This window comes from Mycoplasmopsis agalactiae PG2, from assembly GCF_000063605.1.
Classification (GTDB): Bacteria; Bacillota_I; Bacilli_A; order Mycoplasmatales; family Metamycoplasmataceae; genus Mycoplasmopsis; species Mycoplasmopsis agalactiae.
Window position 1 is genome coordinate 611677 of sequence record NC_009497.1, and the last position, 19336, is coordinate 631012.

General features: G+C 38.0%; 19 protein-coding genes and 4 rRNA genes. 1 reads left to right on the forward strand and 22 read right to left on the reverse strand.

Features of this window, described 5'->3' with window-relative positions:
• Positions 1 to 135: 135 nt before the first annotated feature.
• The 4 genes from MAG_RS02675 to MAG_RS02690 all read right to left on the reverse strand — a co-directional run bounded on the left by MAG_RS02675 (position 136) and on the right by MAG_RS02690 (position 9848).
• Positions 136 to 3021, reverse strand: a 23S ribosomal RNA gene (locus MAG_RS02675).
• A gap of 311 nt (positions 3022 to 3332) precedes the next feature.
• A 16S ribosomal RNA gene (locus MAG_RS02680) occupies positions 3333 to 4846 on the reverse strand.
• Positions 4847 to 5137: 291 nt separating this feature from the next.
• Positions 5138 to 8023: ribosomal RNA gene (locus MAG_RS02685) — 23S ribosomal RNA — on the reverse strand.
• Between the two features lie 311 nt (positions 8024 to 8334).
• A 16S ribosomal RNA gene (locus MAG_RS02690) occupies positions 8335 to 9848 on the reverse strand.
• Together the 16S and 23S rRNA genes form the textbook arrangement of a ribosomal RNA operon.
• Positions 9849 to 10182: 334 nt before the next feature.
• Between MAG_RS02690 and MAG_RS02695 the strand changes: the two genes are divergently transcribed.
• A complete protein-coding gene (locus tag MAG_RS02695; RefSeq protein ID WP_011949690.1) occupies positions 10183 to 10935 on the forward strand; it encodes a histidine phosphatase family protein in 753 nt (250 codons plus the stop codon).
• Here the strand turns inward: MAG_RS02695 and MAG_RS04430 are convergent.
• From MAG_RS04430 to rplB, 18 genes are all read right to left on the reverse strand, one after another.
• Positions 10925 to 11065, reverse strand: a complete 141-nt coding sequence (locus tag MAG_RS04430; protein ID WP_232955082.1) for a hypothetical protein — start codon at positions 11063 to 11065, stop codon at positions 10925 to 10927. The two genes, MAG_RS02695 and MAG_RS04430, sit on opposite strands and share 11 nt — an antisense overlap.
• A gap of 140 nt (positions 11066 to 11205) precedes the next feature.
• Positions 11206 to 12258 carry an HAD-IIB family hydrolase gene (locus MAG_RS02700; RefSeq protein ID WP_011949691.1) on the reverse strand — a complete coding sequence of 351 codons (1053 nt, stop codon included), beginning with the start codon at positions 12256 to 12258 and terminating at the stop codon, positions 11206 to 11208.
• 127 nt (positions 12259 to 12385) lie between these two features.
• Positions 12386 to 12820 (reverse strand): 50S ribosomal protein L15, encoded by a 435-nt coding sequence (rplO, locus tag MAG_RS02705; protein ID WP_011949692.1) that lies wholly within the window; start codon positions 12818 to 12820, stop codon positions 12386 to 12388.
• A 20-nt stretch (positions 12821 to 12840) separates the two neighbouring features.
• Complete coding sequence (gene rpsE, locus MAG_RS02710; RefSeq protein ID WP_011949693.1) at positions 12841 to 13536, reverse strand: 30S ribosomal protein S5; 696 nt, start codon at positions 13534 to 13536, stop codon at positions 12841 to 12843.
• A 2-nt stretch (positions 13537 to 13538) separates the two neighbouring features.
• Positions 13539 to 13889 (reverse strand): 50S ribosomal protein L18, encoded by a 351-nt coding sequence (gene rplR, locus MAG_RS02715; RefSeq protein ID WP_011949694.1) that lies wholly within the window; start codon positions 13887 to 13889, stop codon positions 13539 to 13541.
• A gap of 24 nt (positions 13890 to 13913) precedes the next feature.
• Positions 13914 to 14453 carry a 50S ribosomal protein L6 gene (gene rplF, locus MAG_RS02720; RefSeq protein ID WP_011949695.1) on the reverse strand — a complete coding sequence of 180 codons (540 nt, stop codon included), beginning with the start codon at positions 14451 to 14453 and terminating at the stop codon, positions 13914 to 13916.
• A gap of 9 nt (positions 14454 to 14462) precedes the next feature.
• Complete coding sequence (rpsH, locus tag MAG_RS02725; RefSeq protein WP_011949696.1) at positions 14463 to 14858, reverse strand: 30S ribosomal protein S8; 396 nt, start codon at positions 14856 to 14858, stop codon at positions 14463 to 14465.
• A gap of 1 nt (position 14859) precedes the next feature.
• On the reverse strand, positions 14860 to 15045 hold the full coding sequence (locus tag MAG_RS02730) for a type Z 30S ribosomal protein S14 (RefSeq protein WP_004023947.1): 186 nt from the start codon (positions 15043 to 15045) through the stop codon (positions 14860 to 14862).
• A 2-nt stretch (positions 15046 to 15047) separates the two neighbouring features.
• Positions 15048 to 15593 carry a 50S ribosomal protein L5 gene (gene rplE, locus MAG_RS02735; protein ID WP_011949697.1) on the reverse strand — a complete coding sequence of 182 codons (546 nt, stop codon included), beginning with the start codon at positions 15591 to 15593 and terminating at the stop codon, positions 15048 to 15050.
• 2 nt (positions 15594 to 15595) lie between these two features.
• Positions 15596 to 15922, reverse strand: coding sequence for a 50S ribosomal protein L24 (gene rplX, locus MAG_RS02740; protein ID WP_011949698.1), 327 nt, complete (start codon positions 15920 to 15922; stop codon positions 15596 to 15598).
• Positions 15923 to 15934: 12 nt separating this feature from the next.
• Positions 15935 to 16303: a 50S ribosomal protein L14 gene (gene rplN, locus MAG_RS02745; RefSeq protein ID WP_004023950.1), complete on the reverse strand. Its 369-nt coding sequence runs from the start codon at positions 16301 to 16303 to the stop codon at positions 15935 to 15937.
• Positions 16304 to 16306: 3 nt separating this feature from the next.
• Entirely contained in the window at positions 16307 to 16573 is a 267-nt protein-coding gene (gene rpsQ / locus MAG_RS02750; protein WP_004023951.1) for a 30S ribosomal protein S17, read from the reverse strand.
• The gene (gene rpmC / locus MAG_RS02755; RefSeq protein ID WP_011949699.1) at positions 16573 to 16782 is read right to left on the reverse strand and encodes a 50S ribosomal protein L29; all 210 of its coding nucleotides are present in this window, start codon (positions 16780 to 16782) and stop codon (positions 16573 to 16575) included. Before rpmC ends, rpsQ begins: the two co-directional genes overlap by 1 nt.
• Entirely contained in the window at positions 16782 to 17207 is a 426-nt protein-coding gene (gene rplP / locus MAG_RS02760; protein WP_011949700.1) for a 50S ribosomal protein L16, read from the reverse strand. Before rplP ends, rpmC begins: the two co-directional genes overlap by 1 nt.
• On the reverse strand, positions 17207 to 17857 hold the full coding sequence (gene rpsC, locus MAG_RS02765) for a 30S ribosomal protein S3 (RefSeq protein ID WP_011949701.1): 651 nt from the start codon (positions 17855 to 17857) through the stop codon (positions 17207 to 17209). Before rpsC ends, rplP begins: the two co-directional genes overlap by 1 nt.
• A 2-nt stretch (positions 17858 to 17859) precedes the next feature.
• Positions 17860 to 18204 (reverse strand): 50S ribosomal protein L22, encoded by a 345-nt coding sequence (gene rplV, locus MAG_RS02770; protein WP_004023955.1) that lies wholly within the window; start codon positions 18202 to 18204, stop codon positions 17860 to 17862.
• A 2-nt stretch (positions 18205 to 18206) separates the two neighbouring features.
• The gene (rpsS, locus tag MAG_RS02775) at positions 18207 to 18485 is read right to left on the reverse strand and encodes a 30S ribosomal protein S19 (protein ID WP_004023956.1); all 279 of its coding nucleotides are present in this window, start codon (positions 18483 to 18485) and stop codon (positions 18207 to 18209) included.
• On the reverse strand, positions 18485 to 19330 hold the full coding sequence (rplB, locus tag MAG_RS02780) for a 50S ribosomal protein L2 (RefSeq protein ID WP_011949702.1): 846 nt from the start codon (positions 19328 to 19330) through the stop codon (positions 18485 to 18487). The genes rpsS and rplB overlap by 1 nt, the downstream gene beginning before the upstream one ends.
• Between the last annotated feature and the right edge of the window lie 6 nt (positions 19331 to 19336).

Sequence of the window (19336 nt, forward strand, 5' to 3'; positions counted from 1 at the left end):
ATTTTTGTACGTTCTCTTATCCTTATTTTCTAAAATTTTTAAAGAAAATAAAAAAAGTGCCTGCGCACTAATATATTCTCTGAAAACTGAATAGTAATTTATATAATTCATTGAAATGTCTTAATCAACATCTCTACTTTTAAACCTTTCAATTTATTAGTACTGGTCAGCTCAACACATTGCTGTGCTTACACATCCAGCCTATCAACCTCATAGTCTATAAGGAATTTCAAGGGAATACTAATCTCTGAGGAGGCTTCCCACTTAGATGCTTTCAGCGGTTATCCTTTCCGTACTTAGCTACCCAGCTATGCTCCTGGCGGAACAACTGGAACACCAGCGGTACGTCCACTCCGGTCCTCTCGTACTAAGAGCGGCTCTCATCAATATTCCAACGCCCACATCAGATAGGGACCAAACTGTCTCACGACGTTTTGAACCCAGCTCGCGTACCGCTTTAATGGGCGAACAGCCCAACCCTTGGAACCGACTCCAGCTCCAGGATGCGATGAGCCGACATCGAGGTGCCAAACCTTGCCGTCGATGTGATCTCTTGGGCAAGATTAGCCTGTTATCCCCAGGGTAACTTTTATCCGTTGAGCGACTGCCATTCCACAATGTACAGCCGGATCACTAAGTCCTGCTTTCGCACCTGCTCGACTTGTAAGTCTCGCAGTCAAGCACACTTCTGCCTTTGCGCTCTACATACGGTTTCTGACCGTACTGAGTGTACCTTTGAACGCCTCCGTTACTCTTTAGGAGGCGACCGCCCCAGTCAAACTACCCACCACGCACTGTCCTCCCACCTGATTATGATGGTAAGTTAGAAATTCAACATAACAAGGGTGGTATTTCAAGGTTGACTCCACTGCTACTAGCGTCTCAGCTTCAAAGTCTCCCACCTATCCTACACATGTTAGGCCAAATTCCAATACGAAGTTATAGTAAAGCTCCATGGGGTCTTTTCGTCTTGATGCGGGAACCCAGCGTTTTCACTGGGACCATAATTTCACCGAGTCTAGTGTTGAGACAGTTGAGAGATCATTATGCCTTTCGTGCAGGTCAGTATTTAGCCGACAAGGAATTTCGCTACCTTAGGACCGTTATAGTTACGGCCGCCGTTCACCCGGGCTTCATTTCAACGCTTCGTATAAGCTAACGCATCCACTTAACCTTCGGGCACTGGGCAGGCTTCACCCCCTATACATCACCTTGCGGTTTAGCAGAGAGTTGTGTTTTTGATAAACAGTTGCCCCTCATAATTTACTGTGGCCTATGTGTTACCATAGGCGCCCCTTCTTGCGAACTTACGGGGTCATTTTGCAGAGTTCCTTAACACTAGTTTTCTCGCTCGCCTTAGAATACTCATCTTGGGGACGTGTGTCCGTTCTCGGTACAGGTTTCAATAACATTAAGTTTAGAAGCTTTTCTAGGAAGCATGGAATTGGCAAATTCAGACAATTGTCCTATGCATCATAGCTCCCGGTTATAGATTGCGGATTTGCCTACAATCACCAGTAACTACTTACCCCTAAATCCAATAATAGGTATGCTTATCCTTCTCCGTCACTCCATCACAATTAAAGAAAGTACAGGAATATTAACCTGTTGTCCATCGACTACGCTTTTCAGCCTCGCCTTAGGCCCTGACTAACCCTGGGTGGACGAACCTTGCCCAGGAAACCTTCCCCAATAGGCGTCGTAGATTCTCACTACGAATCGTTACTCATACCGGCATTCTCACTTCTTAGCGCTCCACTAGTCTTTACAGTCTAGCTTCATTGCCCTAAGAACGCTCCTCTAACGTACATGAATGTACCCGTAGCTTCGGTATCGTGTTTTACTCCCGTTACATTGTCGGCGCAAGGTCTCTTGACTAGTGAGCTATTACGCACTCTTTAAAAGATGGCTGCTTCTAAGCCAACTTCCTAGTTGTTTATGAAACCTCACAACCTTTCTGACTTAACACGATTTTGGGACCTTAGCTGACGATCTGGGTTGTTTCCCTCGCGAGCCGGGACGTTAGCACCCCGGTTCCGACTGCATAGCAATTCATAACGGTATTCAGAGTTTGATTATAGTCAGTACCTCTAGGCGAGGCCATTCCATATTCAGTGCTTTACCACCATTATTTAACACTACACGCTAGCCCTAAAACTATTTCGAGGAGAACCAGCTATCTCCAAGTTCGATTGGAATTTCTCCGCTATTCACAAGTCATCCGGGCACGTTTCAGTGTACTACGGTTCGACCCTCCACTTAGGGTTAGCTAAGTTTCAGTCTGCTCATGAATAGGTCACCTGGTTTCGGGTGTACTCAAGCATACTAATCGCCCTATTAAGACTCGATTTCTCTACGGCTCCGCTTTTATCCGCTTAACCTCGCATGCTAAAGTAACTCGCCGGTCCATACTGCAAGATGTACGCCATCACCCATTAACGGGCTCTGACTAATTGTAAGTAAGTGGTTTCAGAGTCTATTTCACTCCCCTCTCGGGGTTCTTTTCACCTTTCCCTCACGGTACTAGTTCGCTATCGGTGTCTGGTTAGTATTTAGCCTTACCGGGTGGTCCCGGCAAATTCAGACAGGGTTTCACGTGCCCCGCCCTACTCAGGATACAGTCAAGAGATTTAATAATTTCGCATACAGGGGTATCACCTTCTGTGCCGCTTCTTCCCAAAAGCTTCTGCTATTATTAAATTTTGTAACTCTATGTAGTCTGTCCTATAACCCCATTTAAAATGGTTTGGGCTCTTTCTCGTTCGCTCGCCGCTACTGAAGAAATCATTATTTATTTTCTTTTCCTCTTGCTACTAAGATGTTTCAGTTCACAAGGTGTCTCGCATTATGTCCTATGTATTTAGACATAAGCAACTATGCATTACCATAGTTAGGTTTCCCCATTCGGAAATCCCCGTTTCATAGCACATTTCCAGCTCTACGAGGCTTATCGCAGGTAATCACGTCCTTCATCGACTTCCAGACCCAAGGCATCCACCACAAACTCTTCCTTATTTAAAAGTAGTATTTTCCTATTGTTGTTAGTTTTAGATGTGTATTTTAAGACATTTCAATGAATCATATTATTAATATGACTTACTCGATGAATCAAAACAAATTAACCATTAATTTGATTTTTGATGTCGTTGTAAATATCGAAAAATATTTTACTATTCAGTTTTCAAAGAACATATGAGAGAAATGTTCTCTCAAAACTAGATATATAGCTTTTGACCTATTAATAAAAGCCATGACAATATTAAATAAAACAAGTCTATTGATTTTGGTTATAAGTCTTTTTTATAGTATTAAAAGACAAGTGTACTCCGTAGAAAGGAGGTAATCCATCCCCACGTTCTCGTAGGGATACCTTGTTACGACTTAACCCCAGTCACCAGTCCTGCCTTAGGCAGTTTCTTAATAAACCGACTTCGGGCATTACCAGCTCCCATGGTTTGACGGGCGGTGTGTACAAGACCCGAGAACGTATTCACCGTAGCGTAGCTGATCTACGATTACTAGCGATTCCGACTTCATGAAGTCGAGTTGCAGACTTCAATCCGAACTGAGAACGGTTTTTTGAGGTTTGCTCCATGTCACCACTTCGCTTCTCTTTGTACCGTCCATTGTAGCACGTGTGTAGCCCCACTCGTAAGAGGCATGATGATTTGACGTCGTCCCCACCTTCCTCCCAATTACTCGGGCAGTCTCCTTAGAGTGCTCAACTAAATGGTAGTAACTAAGGATAAGGGTTGCGCTCGTTGTAGGACTTAACCGAACATCTCACGACACGAGCTGACGACAACCATGCACCATCTGTCATTCTGTTAACCTCCACTATGTCTCCATAGCTTTGCAGAAGATGTCAAGAGTGGGTAAGGTTCTACGCGTATCTTCAAATTAAACCACATGCTCCACCGCTTGTGCGGATCCCCGTCAATTCCTTTAAGTTTTATTCTTGCGAACGTACTACTCAGGCGGATCATTTAATGCGTTAGCTGCGTCGATGAGTTCCCCATCAACTAATGATCATCGTTTAGGGCGTGGACTACCAGGGTATCTAATCCTGTTTGCTCCCCACGCTTTCGTCTCTCAGTGTCAGTGTATGCCCAGTTAGCTGCCTTCGCCATATTGATGTTCTTCCTTATATCTACGCATTTCACCGCTTCACAAGGAATTCCGCTAACCTCTACATAACTCTAGTCTGCCAGTATCCAACGCGTTTTGGGGTTGAGCCCCAAAATTTAACGCCAGACTTAACAAACAACCTACAGACGCTTTACGCCCAATAATTTCGGATAACGCTTGCAACCTATGTATTACCGCGGCTGCTGGCACATAGTTAGCCGTTGCTTTCTAATCAGGTACCGTCAAGGTAGCGTCATTTCCTACGCTACTTTTTCTTCCCTAACCACAGCAGTTTACAACCCATAGGGCCTTCATCCTGCACGCTGTGTCGCTCCATCAGACTTTCGTCCATTGTGGAATATTCCCTACTGCTGCCTCCCGTAGGAGTCTGGGCCGTATCTCAGTCCCAGTGTGGCGGATCAATCTCTCAACCCCGCTAAACATCATCGCCTTGGTGGGCCGTTACCTCACCAACTAGCTAATGTTGCGCACTCCGATCTTCTAGCGAAGCAAACGCTTCCTTTTATATTACTTTCATGCAAAAATAATAAGTATTCTGTATTATCGGATGTTTCCATCCGCTATCCCAATCTAAAAGGTACGTTGAGTACGTGTTACTCACCCATTCGCCGCTATGATATTGCTATCATCGCTCGACATGCATGTATTAGGCACACAGCCAGCGTTCATCCTGAGCCAGGATCAAACTCTCGAAAAAATTGACTGTCATGTTTATATATATCTAGTTTTCAAAGAACATTTTTTAACCTTCAAAAAGGTTGCCCATTTATTATACATTAACATTTATTTTTTATAAATATTTTTAAATATTTTTTTATGTAACTAAAAACAAATATTATGTAGCTTTTTCAGAGAGTTTTTTTATTATGTAAATGAAGACAAAAAAAGTCTTATTTGCTAATAAAAAAAGTGCCTGCGCACTAATATATTCTCTGAAAACTGAATAGTAATTTATATAATTCATTGAAATGTCTTAATCAACATCTCTACTTTTAAACCTTTCAATTTATTAGTACTGGTCAGCTCAACACATTGCTGTGCTTACACATCCAGCCTATCAACCTCATAGTCTATAAGGAATTTCAAGGGAATACTAATCTCTGAGGAGGCTTCCCACTTAGATGCTTTCAGCGGTTATCCTTTCCGTACTTAGCTACCCAGCTATGCTCCTGGCGGAACAACTGGAACACCAGCGGTACGTCCACTCCGGTCCTCTCGTACTAAGAGCGGCTCTCATCAATATTCCAACGCCCACATCAGATAGGGACCAAACTGTCTCACGACGTTTTGAACCCAGCTCGCGTACCGCTTTAATGGGCGAACAGCCCAACCCTTGGAACCGACTCCAGCTCCAGGATGCGATGAGCCGACATCGAGGTGCCAAACCTTGCCGTCGATGTGATCTCTTGGGCAAGATTAGCCTGTTATCCCCAGGGTAACTTTTATCCGTTGAGCGACTGCCATTCCACAATGTACAGCCGGATCACTAAGTCCTGCTTTCGCACCTGCTCGACTTGTAAGTCTCGCAGTCAAGCACACTTCTGCCTTTGCGCTCTACATACGGTTTCTGACCGTACTGAGTGTACCTTTGAACGCCTCCGTTACTCTTTAGGAGGCGACCGCCCCAGTCAAACTACCCACCACGCACTGTCCTCCCACCTGATTATGATGGTAAGTTAGAAATTCAACATAACAAGGGTGGTATTTCAAGGTTGACTCCACTGCTACTAGCGTCTCAGCTTCAAAGTCTCCCACCTATCCTACACATGTTAGGCCAAATTCCAATACGAAGTTATAGTAAAGCTCCATGGGGTCTTTTCGTCTTGATGCGGGAACCCAGCGTTTTCACTGGGACCATAATTTCACCGAGTCTAGTGTTGAGACAGTTGAGAGATCATTATGCCTTTCGTGCAGGTCAGTATTTAGCCGACAAGGAATTTCGCTACCTTAGGACCGTTATAGTTACGGCCGCCGTTCACCCGGGCTTCATTTCAACGCTTCGTATAAGCTAACGCATCCACTTAACCTTCGGGCACTGGGCAGGCTTCACCCCCTATACATCACCTTGCGGTTTAGCAGAGAGTTGTGTTTTTGATAAACAGTTGCCCCTCATAATTTACTGTGGCCTATGTGTTACCATAGGCGCCCCTTCTTGCGAACTTACGGGGTCATTTTGCAGAGTTCCTTAACACTAGTTTTCTCGCTCGCCTTAGAATACTCATCTTGGGGACGTGTGTCCGTTCTCGGTACAGGTTTCAATAACATTAAGTTTAGAAGCTTTTCTAGGAAGCATGGAATTGGCAAATTCAGACAATTGTCCTATGCATCATAGCTCCCGGTTATAGATTGCGGATTTGCCTACAATCACCAGTAACTACTTACCCCTAAATCCAATAATAGGTATGCTTATCCTTCTCCGTCACTCCATCACAATTAAAGAAAGTACAGGAATATTAACCTGTTGTCCATCGACTACGCTTTTCAGCCTCGCCTTAGGCCCTGACTAACCCTGGGTGGACGAACCTTGCCCAGGAAACCTTCCCCAATAGGCGTCGTAGATTCTCACTACGAATCGTTACTCATACCGGCATTCTCACTTCTTAGCGCTCCACTAGTCTTTACAGTCTAGCTTCATTGCCCTAAGAACGCTCCTCTAACGTACATAAATGTACCCGTAGCTTCGGTATCGTGTTTTACTCCCGTTACATTGTCGGCGCAAGGTCTCTTGACTAGTGAGCTATTACGCACTCTTTAAAAGATGGCTGCTTCTAAGCCAACTTCCTAGTTGTTTATGAAACCTCACAACCTTTCTGACTTAACACGATTTTGGGACCTTAGCTGACGATCTGGGTTGTTTCCCTCGCGAGCCGGGACGTTAGCACCCCGGTTCCGACTGCATAGCAATTCATAACGGTATTCAGAGTTTGATTATAGTCAGTACCTCTAGGCGAGGCCATTCCATATTCAGTGCTTTACCACCATTATTTAACACTACACGCTAGCCCTAAAGCTATTTCGAGGAGAACCAGCTATCTCCAAGTTCGATTGGAATTTCTCCGCTATTCACAAGTCATCCGGGCACGTTTCAGTGTACTACGGTTCGACCCTCCACTTAGGGTTAGCTAAGTTTCAGTCTGCTCATGAATAGGTCACCTGGTTTCGGGTGTACTCAAGCATACTAATCGCCCTATTAAGACTCGATTTCTCTACGGCTCCGCTTTTATCCGCTTAACCTCGCATGCTAAAGTAACTCGCCGGTCCATACTGCAAGATGTACGCCATCACCCATTAACGGGCTCTGACTAATTGTAAGTAAGTGGTTTCAGAGTCTATTTCACTCCCCTCTCGGGGTTCTTTTCACCTTTCCCTCACGGTACTAGTTCGCTATCGGTGTCTGGTTAGTATTTAGCCTTACCGGGTGGTCCCGGCAAATTCAGACAGGGTTTCACGTGCCCCGCCCTACTCAGGATACAGTCAAGAGATTTAATAATTTCGCATACAGGGGTATCACCTTCTGTGCCGCTTCTTCCCAAAAGCTTCTGCTATTATTAAATTTTGTAACTCTATGTAGTCTGTCCTATAACCCCATTTAAAATGGTTTGGGCTCTTTCTCGTTCGCTCGCCGCTACTGAAGAAATCATTATTTATTTTCTTTTCCTCTTGCTACTAAGATGTTTCAGTTCACAAGGTGTCTCGCATTATGTCCTATGTATTTAGACATAAGCAACTATGCATTACCATAGTTAGGTTTCCCCATTCGGAAATCCCCGTTTCATAGCACATTTCCAGCTCTACGAGGCTTATCGCAGGTAATCACGTCCTTCATCGACTTCCAGACCCAAGGCATCCACCACAAACTCTTCCTTATTTAAAAGTAGTATTTTCCTATTGTTGTTAGTTTTAGATGTGTATTTTAAGACATTTCAATGAATCATATTATCAATATGACTTACTCGATGAATCAAAACAAATTAACCATTAATTTGATTTTTGATGTCGTTGTAAATATCGAAAAATATTTTACTATTCAGTTTTCAAAGAACATATGAGAGAAATGTTCTCTCAAAACTAGATATATAGCTTTTGACCTATTAATAAAAGCCATGACAATATTAAATAAAACAGGTCTATTGATTTTGGTTATAAGTCTTTTTTATAGTATTAAAAGACAAGTGTACTCCGTAGAAAGGAGGTAATCCATCCCCACGTTCTCGTAGGGATACCTTGTTACGACTTAACCCCAGTCACCAGTCCTGCCTTAGGCAGTTTCTTAATAAACCGACTTCGGGCATTACCAGCTCCCATGGTTTGACGGGCGGTGTGTACAAGACCCGAGAACGTATTCACCGTAGCGTAGCTGATCTACGATTACTAGCGATTCCGACTTCATGAAGTCGAGTTGCAGACTTCAATCCGAACTGAGAACGGTTTTTTGAGGTTTGCTCCATGTCACCACTTCGCTTCTCTTTGTACCGTCCATTGTAGCACGTGTGTAGCCCCACTCGTAAGAGGCATGATGATTTGACGTCGTCCCCACCTTCCTCCCGATTACTCGGGCAGTCTCCTTAGAGTGCTCAACTAAATGGTAGTAACTAAGGATAAGGGTTGCGCTCGTTGCAGGACTTAACCGAACGTCTCACGACACGAGCTGACGACAACCATGCACCATCTGTCATTCTGTTAACCTCCACTATGTCTCCATAGCTTTGCAGAAGATGTCAAGAGTGGGTAAGGTTCTACGCGTATCTTCAAATTAAACCACATGCTCCACCGCTTGTGCGGATCCCCGTCAATTCCTTTAAGTTTTATTCTTGCGAACGTACTACTCAGGCGGATCATTTAATGCGTTAGCTGCGTCGATGAGTTCCCCATCAACTAATGATCATCGTTTAGGGCGTGGACTACCAGGGTATCTAATCCTGTTTGCTCCCCACGCTTTCGTCTCTCAGTGTCAGTGTATGCCCAGTTAGCTGCCTTCGCCATATTGATGTTCTTCCTTTTATCTACGCATTTCACCGCTTCACAAGGAATTCCGCTAACCTCTACATAACTCTAGTCTGCCAGTATCCAACGCGTTTTGGGGTTGAGCCCCAAAATTTAACGCCAGACTTAACAAACAACCTACAGACGCTTTACGCCCAATAATTTCGGATAACGCTTGCAACCTATGTATTACCGCGGCTGCTGGCACATAGTTAGCCGTTGCTTTCTAATCAGGTACCGTCAAGGTAGCGTCATTTCCTACGCTACTTTTTCTTCCCTAACCACAGCAGTTTACAACCCATAGGGCATTCATCCTGCACGCTGTGTCGCTCCATCAGACTTTCGTCCATTGTGGAATATTCCCTACTGCTGCCTCCCGTAGGAGTCTGGGCCGTATCTCAGTCCCAGTGTGGCGGATCAATCTCTCAACCCCGCTAAACATCATCGCCTTGGTGGGCCGTTACCTCACCAACTAGCTAATGTTGCGCACTCCGATCTTCTAGCGAAGCAAGCGCTTCCTTTTATATTACTTTCATGCAAAAATAATAAGTATTCGGTATTATCGGATGTTTCCATCCGCTATCCCAATCTAAAAGGTACGTTGAGTACGTGTTACTCACCCATTCGCCGCTATGATATTGCTATCATCGCTCGACATGCATGTATTAGGCACACAGCCAGCGTTCATCCTGAGCCAGGATCAAACTCTCGAAAAAATTGACTGTCATGTTTATATATATCTAGTTTTCAAAGAACATTTTTTAACCTTCAAAAAGGTTGCCTATTTATTATACACATAATTAAGTTTTTTGAAATATTTTTTTTAAAAAATATTTTAAGCATAGTATAAGTGTAGTTAATTAATAACGCGCTCAAAAACGCGTTAAAAATAATATACACTAATTGAAATAAAAACCAAATAAAAAAGCTAATAATTTTGCAACTTTTAAATAAATAAACTTAATTGATGCTAAAGCAATTAATTTACTCTAAAATTTTTATATATTATTTAATTATTTAATAGATAAAAATGTCTACTGAGAGGCTAAAATGAAAAAAATAATAGTTTCAAGACATGGTGTAAAATATCCTTTTGAATTTGAAAGCAAATTTAAAAAAATTTTTGACAAAGATATTCTTAAATGACAATTTGATCCAGAGCTAAGTACACACTTGAGTAATAAGGGTGCTTTATTAGAATTATTATTCGCTAAGTTTTTAAAAAAATACTTAAACGTTGATAGTAGTATGAATATAAATATAGTAGCTAATTCAACTCATAGAACATACGAAACTGCAAGACTTTTGGCTTTAGGTCTTGTACCTGAGAAAAATATTAAAATTGAGTGCTCTGATTCATCTTTTTCAAAAAGAGATCCTTGATTTGAACTTAATTATCCATCTAAATCATATATAGACAATAAGCGCATTAATGATTTTGACCAAAAAGCAAGTAATCTAGGCATATATGATAAATTTAAAGAGTTATTTAATTTAGATAATAATTGTTTGTATGTGCAAAGTCAAAGTCAAATAGACTTTGTAGAAAATGAGTGACTTAAGCCTACTGGCAGATTGTTTTTCTCATCAAGTGCTTCAGATGTTATGCAGTCTATGTATTATCACGGTTTTAATGAAAGTGAGATTTTTAAGTCATCTGATTTTTTAAAAGACTTAAAACTTCTTTTAAAAGCTAAAGATTTTGTAATCGATTTGATTTGAAATAATCCCACACTTGCTTTAGAAAGTCAAAAAACATTTATAAGCTGCTTAAAAGTCAATTTTATACAAACTATGACTTAAGCATTTTAGTCGGACATGATACGAACTTAGCAACTGTTTTAGGTGTTTTAGATATAGGTGTACCTAATCTTAATCAACTTGAAAAGTATCCTATTGGCTCAAAATTGATTTTTACTGTGTATGATGACAAAACTTTTGATTTAGAGTTAGCTTATTTTGATTATAAAGATATAGTTAACTTTAATATAAATGCTGAACCAAAAATTGTTTCTTTAGGTACTAATTTGAAATTAAAATAAAGTGTCCTAGTATATGTCCACTTTTTTATTTTTAAACAAATAAATTATCAATTAACCAACTAATTCAGTTTTCATTATTATCTTTAGATGAAACATAATGCACACTTTTTAAAACACTTAGCCTTGCGCTTGAGTGAGCGAAACTAACTTTTGCAATATCAAATAAAGGTAAATCGTTGTCTGAATCACCAAAAACAGCAGTTTTTGCTAAATTAATTTTGTGTTCATTAGAAATATTGTTTAGAGCACTTGCTTTTGAGCAAGCAATTCCAATGTCTAAAAAATTACTATGAGTTTGCATTGTATGAAGTTTTTTAAACTTTTTGCAAAATGAAATTAGTGCTTTTATTTTGTCAGCTTGATAACTTTCAAAAGTTACAAAAACTTTATAAATTTTTTTATCATCAAAAAAGTTACTTTCAGGATTGAGTACTCGGCTTTCTTTTTTCATTCCTGTAGCTTCTTTATTTTGCTTATATGCCGATGAATTTTCTACATTTATACCAGCCATACCAGAATCATGAAAAATATAATAGGCTAATCCAAGCTCGTTGCACTTATTCATAATTTCATTCGCTTCTTCTTTAAGCATTTCTAAACCAGATGTAAGATTCAAAGTTTTATTATCATAAATCATTGCGCCATTAGCACAAATTAGTGGCATATTAAAATTTATTTTTTCAAAGTAGTTTTCAAAATTAAAGTATGAGCCACTAGTAGCTATAATAATTTTTTTGCCTATTCTTGCTAGTTCATTAACTTTTTTAATATTTTCATTTTGCAGCATCTTTTTACTATCTAAAAGTGTTCCGCCCATATCAAAAACAAAGCATTCAAAATCATTTATAAGTAAGTTAAATATTTCAAAATAAACATATGAGCCCTTTAAATAGGCTACTTTGGTAAAAATTTGCTCTTTATTATCAAAATTTTGAATGCAAAATATTAACTCATTTTGTGCTTTATCTTCATGAATTTTTGAAACTAAAAACTCGCTTAAATATTCAATATTAAGTCTAAATGTGTTTAAAAATTGTTCATATTGAGCTTTATTTAAAATAATATTGTGGCTTAAATTGTTCATTTAATATCTTTCAGGTTCTTAATATTTTAATTTTATACAAGAATAATAAAAAAATGTGTTTATGTTGCACAAAAAGGCAAGAAACACATTTAGTTTAAAAGTTAATTGAATTATTAAAATGAATTAATTAAAGAATTGTAAATTTTCCACCAGCTTGTTCAACTGCATCAATAGCACTTTTTGAAGCTGCATGTAATGTTACATTAAGTTTTTTAGTTAACTTACCATTACCTAATAATTTAACTGGCATTGATCTTTTGATTAAGTTAGCTTTGAATAATGACTCTAAATCTACTGTTGCATTAGCTTTAAAGTTTTGTTCTAAATCTTTAAGATTTACTACTTGGTATTCAACGTGATTTACATTTGTAAATCCTCTTTTACCAATACGACGGAATCATGGGGTTTGACCACCTTCAAATCCTAATCTGTGACCGTGACGTTTGTTTTGACCTGATTGACCTTTACCAGCTTGCTTACCTTTACCAGCAGCATGGCCTCTACCAACACGGTGTTTTTCAACACGTGCACCAGGAGTTGACTTTAATGTATGTAATTTCATTTTACTCTCCTAATTAATGATTAACCTAAAAGGTCTTTAACGTCTTTGTCTCTAATTTCAGCAATTTGTTCAGGTGTTCTTAATTGTTGTAAGGCTTTAAGAGTTGCTCTAACAATGTTAGCTTTTGAACGAGAACCATATGTTTTTGTGTAAATATCAGTATAACCTGCTAGTTCAACAACTGCACGTACAGTTCCTGAAGCAACTATACCTTTACCTTTAGGAGCTGGTTTAAGCATAACTTTAGAAGCTAAGAATTTAGCATGAATTTCATGAGGCACTGTGATTTTGTTTTGAATAGGAACACTGATAAGATGATTTCTAGCATCCTTAACAGCTTTTTTAATTGCATCAGGAACTTCATTTGCTTTTCCGTGACCAAAACCAACTTTACCTTTTTTATCCCCAACTACTACAAAAGCTGAGAATGAGAATCTACGTCCACCTTTAACAACTTTTGTAACACGGCTAATATTAACTACTTTTTCGCTAAATTCGTTGTTTGCTTCACCAAAACGTGTACGGTTTTTAACTTTATTAGCTCTATCAACACTCTTTTTAGGCATATCTTTAGAATCATGTGCGCTTCTTTTTTCTCAAATTTGTTTTTTAGCGCCTGATTCAGTTCTCTTTGGTGCACTAACACTTTGTGTTTTAGCTGCACCTGGCTTGTTTTCTACATTAGCCTTAACTGTTTTGTTTTCTAAATCTGCCATAATTAGAATTTAACTCCTTTTGATCTTACTGCATCAGCAAATGCCTTAACTCTTCCGTGATAAATGTAACCTGAACGGTCGAAGACAATGCTTTTAATTTTTAAGCCTTTAATAATTTCACCCATTTTCTCACCGGCAGCAGTTGCAGCTTGAATATTTCCGTTGTATTTGCCTTTTTCTAATGTTGAAACACTAGCTAATGTAATTCCTTTAGTATCGTCAATTAATTGTGCATAAAAGTTTTGAAGTGATTTAAATACGCATAATCTAGGTTTTTCTGCTGTACCACTAATGTGTTGACGTTCGCGTCTGTGTTTAATTTGACGTGCTTGATTTCTTGATAATGTTGCCATTTTTTAAAATCCTTTCTTATCCAACTACTTAGAAGCAGTTTTTCCTTCTTTACGACGAATAACTTCATCTTTGTATGCAATACCTTTACCTGAGTATGGTATAGGTTTTCTTACAGCTCTAACAACAGCTGCAAATTGACCAACAATTTCTTTATCGATACCTGAAATTACTAATTCAACTGGTTTAGGTACTTCAACTTTTAATCCAGCAGGAATATCTAAGTTTACTAAGTGTGAGTAACCAGCAGAAACTTCTAAAATATCACCTTTAAGTGTGAATTTAAAACCAACACCTTTGATAACTAATTCTTTTTTATAGCCTTTTGAAACACCAATTAACATATTTGAAATAAGTGCATTAGTAGTTCCATGTAATTGCTTTGTAGACTTTTCTTCATTTGCTCTAATTGTGCTAATTGTATTATTTTCCACTTTAAGCGCAATTAATGGGCTGATGTTTCTTTGTAATTTACCAAGTGGACCTTCAATTGTTAAAAGTGTACCATCTTGAGTAAGTGAAACATTTGCAGGAATACTTAATATTCTATTTCCGACACGAGACATCAAAACCTCCTATCAAATGTAGGCAAGTACTTCACCACCTACATTTTCCTTACGAGCTTGTTTTTCAGTCATTACACCTTTAGAAGTTGAGATTATAACTGTACCATAGCCTGATAATACTGATGATAAATTATTTGCAGCAGCATATACCCTTAGCCCTGGTTTTGAAATACGTTTGAAGTCAATAATTGCTGATTGATTGCCTTTGTATTTTAATGCTACTTCTAAAGTTTTGTCTTTGCCTTCACCTTTTGTAACAAAACTTGAAATGTAACCTTCGTTTAAAAGAATTTCTAGAATTTTTGCCTTTTTATTTGAATAAGGAATTAGTACAGTTTTAAATTTTCTTTGATTTGCATTTTTGATTCTAACAATCATATCTGAAATAGGATCTGTTATAAACATATTATCAACTCGCTTTCTTCATACCAGGTATTTTGCCTTGGTGTGCTAATTCACGGAAACAAATACGGCAGATTTTGTATTTTCTTAAAACTGCATGTACACGTCCACATAATTCACAACGTGTGTAAGCACGTGTTGAGAATTTAGCGTGTTTCTTTTGTTTAGCTTTTAATGAACTTTTAGCCATAACTATTTTTCTCCCTTACTAAAAGGCATTCCGATTAATTCTAATAAACTTCTAGCTTCTTTGTCATTGTTAACTGATGTAATAATTTGCACATCAAGGCCTTTAATTCTTCTAATTTTGTCAAATTCAATTTCTGGGAAGATGATTTCTTCCTTTACTCCAAATGAGTAATTTCCTCTACCGTCAAATGCTTTAGGATTAGCACCACGGAAGTCACGAATACGAGGCATAGCAACATTAATGAATTTTTCCAAAAAGTCTCACATTCTGTCTCTTCTTAATGTTACTTTACCACCCATCGCCATTCCTTCACGAAGTTTTCATGAAGCATTTGATTTTTTAGCACGAGTTTGGAAAGGTTTTTGTCCTGAAATTTGAGTTAATTCGTTAAGTACTTCTTCAATTGCTTTTGAGTTTGTAACTTCTTTACCAGCCGTCATATTTAGCACTATTTTTTCTAATCTTGGAACTTGCATAATTGATTTATAGCCATATTGCTTCATTAAAGCAGGAACTACATCAGTTAAATATTTTTGCTTTAAGTTCATAACTAAATTTCCTTCTTAGTTTTACGTAAGATACGTACTTTTTTATTATCTTTGTCAAATTTGTATCCAATTTTAGAAAATTGTGCTGGAGATGTTTTAGTTGCTTTTTTAACTAAGATTGAAAGATTTGAAACATGAATTGGAGCTTCCATTTTCTTAATTGAGCCATCATTGCCTTGACCAGGTTTTACGTGTTTTGTTACTATGTTAATGTCTTTAACTATAGCTGTATTGTTGTTAATATCAACCTTAACAATACGGCCAGTTTTGCCCTTATGTGAACCAGCAATAACTATTACTTCATCATTTTTCTTAAATTTGATTTTCATAATAATCCTTTTTTATAGCACTTCTGGTGCAAGTGAGACAATTTTTAAGTAACCTTTATCACGCAATTCACGTGCCACAGGACCGAATACACGAGTTCCTCTAGGAGTTTTGTCATCTTTAATAATTACAACTGCATTGTCATCGAAACGAATGTGTTGACCATTTTCACGGTGAATACCGTAAACTGATCTAACAATAACAGCTTTAACTACTTGACCTTCTTTAACAATACCTGTAGGAATAGCTTTTTTAACTGAGCAAATAATTACGTCACCAATGTTTGCTGTTTTTTTACGTGAACCACCAAGAACTCTAATAACACCAACTTCTTTTGCTCCTGAGTTATCAGCAACATTTAATTTGGATAGTTCTAAAACCATAGATTATTTTTCTCCTTGCATAGCAGCTTGTTTAACTGCAACTAAACGGAAATGTTTTGTCTTTGAAAGTGGTCTTGTTTCCATAATTGTCACGATATCGTTAACTTTAGCAATGTTATTTTCATCATGTACAGCAAATTTTTTGGCTACTCTATAACGTTTTGAATACAAAGCATGTGATCTGTGGCTTTCAACTTCAACAATGATAGTTTTATCACCACGAGCAGATGTAACTTTGCCTTGTAATGTTTTACGTGTATTTCTTTCCATTATTTAGCTCCCTTTTCTCTTGCATTTAACTCAGTCTTTATTCTGGCAATGTCTCTTCTAATTGCTCTAATTTTGTGGCTTTGGTCTAAGCTTCCAACTGACTTTTTGAAATTTAATGTTCATAATTCAGCTTCAAAGTCTTTCACTAGTTTTTGGAGTTCATCATTGGAGTTCATCAAGTGACTAACTTTAATATCTTTGTAAAGCATTATTGATTATCTCCTTCACTTTTAGTAATAATTTTTCATGACACTGGTAATTTGTGACCACCTAGTCTAAGTGCATCACGTGCAATTTCTTCAGAAACACCTGAAACTTCGAACATAACAGTGTTTACCTTAACAGCTGTATATCATTTTTCAGGAGAACCTTTACCTGAACCCATACGTACACCGATAGGTTTAGATGTTTTTGAGAAGTGAGGGAAAATTCTAATAATAACATTACCTTCACGACCCATTCTACGTGTAATAGCAATACGTGCAGCTTCGATTTGACGAGCATCTACTCAAGCTGAAGTAACTGCTTGTAGACCAAATTCGCCAAACTCTACTGTATTACCTTTGTGAGCTTTTCTTTTATCATGACGTACTAAAAAAGGCTTACGATATTTAGTTCTTTTGGGTTGAAGCATTATTTATCTCCTTCCAAAAGTTCACCTTTAGAAATTCATACTTTCACACCAATAGCACCATAAATGGTTCTTGCTGTTGCCTTAGCAAAGTCAACATCTTGTCTTAAAGTGTGAAGTCGCATTTCACCACTGCTGTAGCCTTCTGCTCTAGCCATATCTACACCATTTAAACGTCCTGAAACTTGGGTTTTAATTCCTTTTGCACCAGCTCTAAGTGCATCATTAATAACTAGCTTTTGGGCAACACGAAAACTTTCACGGTTTTCTAATTTTTGTGCTATAGCTTCAGCAGCTAGTCTAGCATTTAATTCAGGTTGTTTCAATAATGAAACTTGTAAATTAATATCAAGTGATTTATTTTTTAAATATTTGTGCAAATCTTGGGTAATTTTTTCAATATTTGCGCCATTTTCGCCAAGTAATTTAGCTGGTTGGCTAGTTTGTAATACAACGGTAACTTTTTGTGCTTTAGTTCTTTTAATTGAGGTGTTGCCAATTTGGTATTTTCTAACTAATTTATCGAAGAATTTGTAAATTTTAGCATCTTGAACTAATAAGTCTCCATAGTTTTGCTTTTCAGCAAATCAAACAGAGTTAATAGGCTTTGTAATTCCATAACGGAAGCCATTTGGATTAACCTTTTGTCCCATGACTATACCCTTTCTTCCAATGTTATTGATAAATTAGATGTTCTTTTGAAAATAGAATAAGCTCTACCTTGTGAACGTGGTTGATATCTTTTAAGTGTTGGACCTTCATTAACTAATACTTCTTTAACAAATAATTTAGATGCATCCATACCATGGTTGTTTGTTGCGTTAGCAATAGCTGAATTTAATAATTTAATAAATAATTGTGATGCTTTTTTGTTTGTGTTGTTTAGAATACCAAGAGCAACTTTAACGTCTTTACCTCTGAATAAGTCAGCAACTAAACGTGCTTTTCTTGGTGAAATTCTTTGAATTTTAACAACTGCTTTAGCACTTTGATTGTTCATAATTATTTCTTCTTACCTTTTTCAGCACCATGACCTGAGTATGTTCTAGTTGGAACAAATTCACCTAACTTGTGACCAACCATATCATCAGTTACATAAACATCAATATGTTGGTGGCCGTTGTGAACTTGGAATGTTAAACCTATAAAACTTGGGAAGATGGTTGATCTTCTTGATCAAGTTTTAATTGGCTTCTTTGGCATTTTTCCTTCTAAAATAGCATCTACTTTTTTAAGTAAGTGTTCATCAGCAAAAGGGCCTTTTTTAAGACTACGAGCCATTATTTAGAGTCCTTTCTTCTTCTTAAAATCAATTTTGTTGAAGATTTCTTAGTTTTTCTTGTTTTAACACCAAGAGCTTTTTTACCTCAAGGAGTTAAAGGAGCCTTACGTCCAATAGGTTGCTTACTTACACCACCACCATGTGGGTGATCGATTGGGTTCATAACAGAACCACGAACTGTTGGACGAACACCTAAATGTCTACTTCTACCAGCTTTACCTAAAAGAACTAATGAATGTTCACCGTTGCCAACTGTACCAATTGTTGCACGGCAACGTGCTAAAATTCTACGCATTTCGCCTGATTTAAGACGTAATACCACATATTTACCGTCATCATCTTTACCTAAGATTTGTGCAGATGTTCCTGCACTTCTAGCGATAATTCCGCCACCACCAGGTTGCATTTCAACGTTGTGTACAAATGTACCTTCAGGAATATTTGAAAGTGGTAATGAGTTACCTACTAAAATATCAACATTGTTTCCTGAAACAACTTTTTGACCGACTTTAATACCTTCAGGTGCTAAAATATATCTTTTTTCACCATCAGCATATGCTAATAAACAAATATTTGCCGATCTGTTTGGGTCATATTCGATTGATTTAACAGTTGCTGGAATATCGTCTTTGTTACGTTTAAAGTCAATAATACGATAGTATCTCTTTACACGGCCACCTTGGTGTCTAACTGTAATTTTACCTTGGTTATTACGACCTGAATTTTTTTTTAAAATCACTAATAATGATTTTTCAGGTGCGTGACCGCTTAGATTTTTTGAATAATCTAGAGATGACATATTACGGCGACCATTTGTAACTGGCTTGTAATGTTTAACTGCCATTTCTAA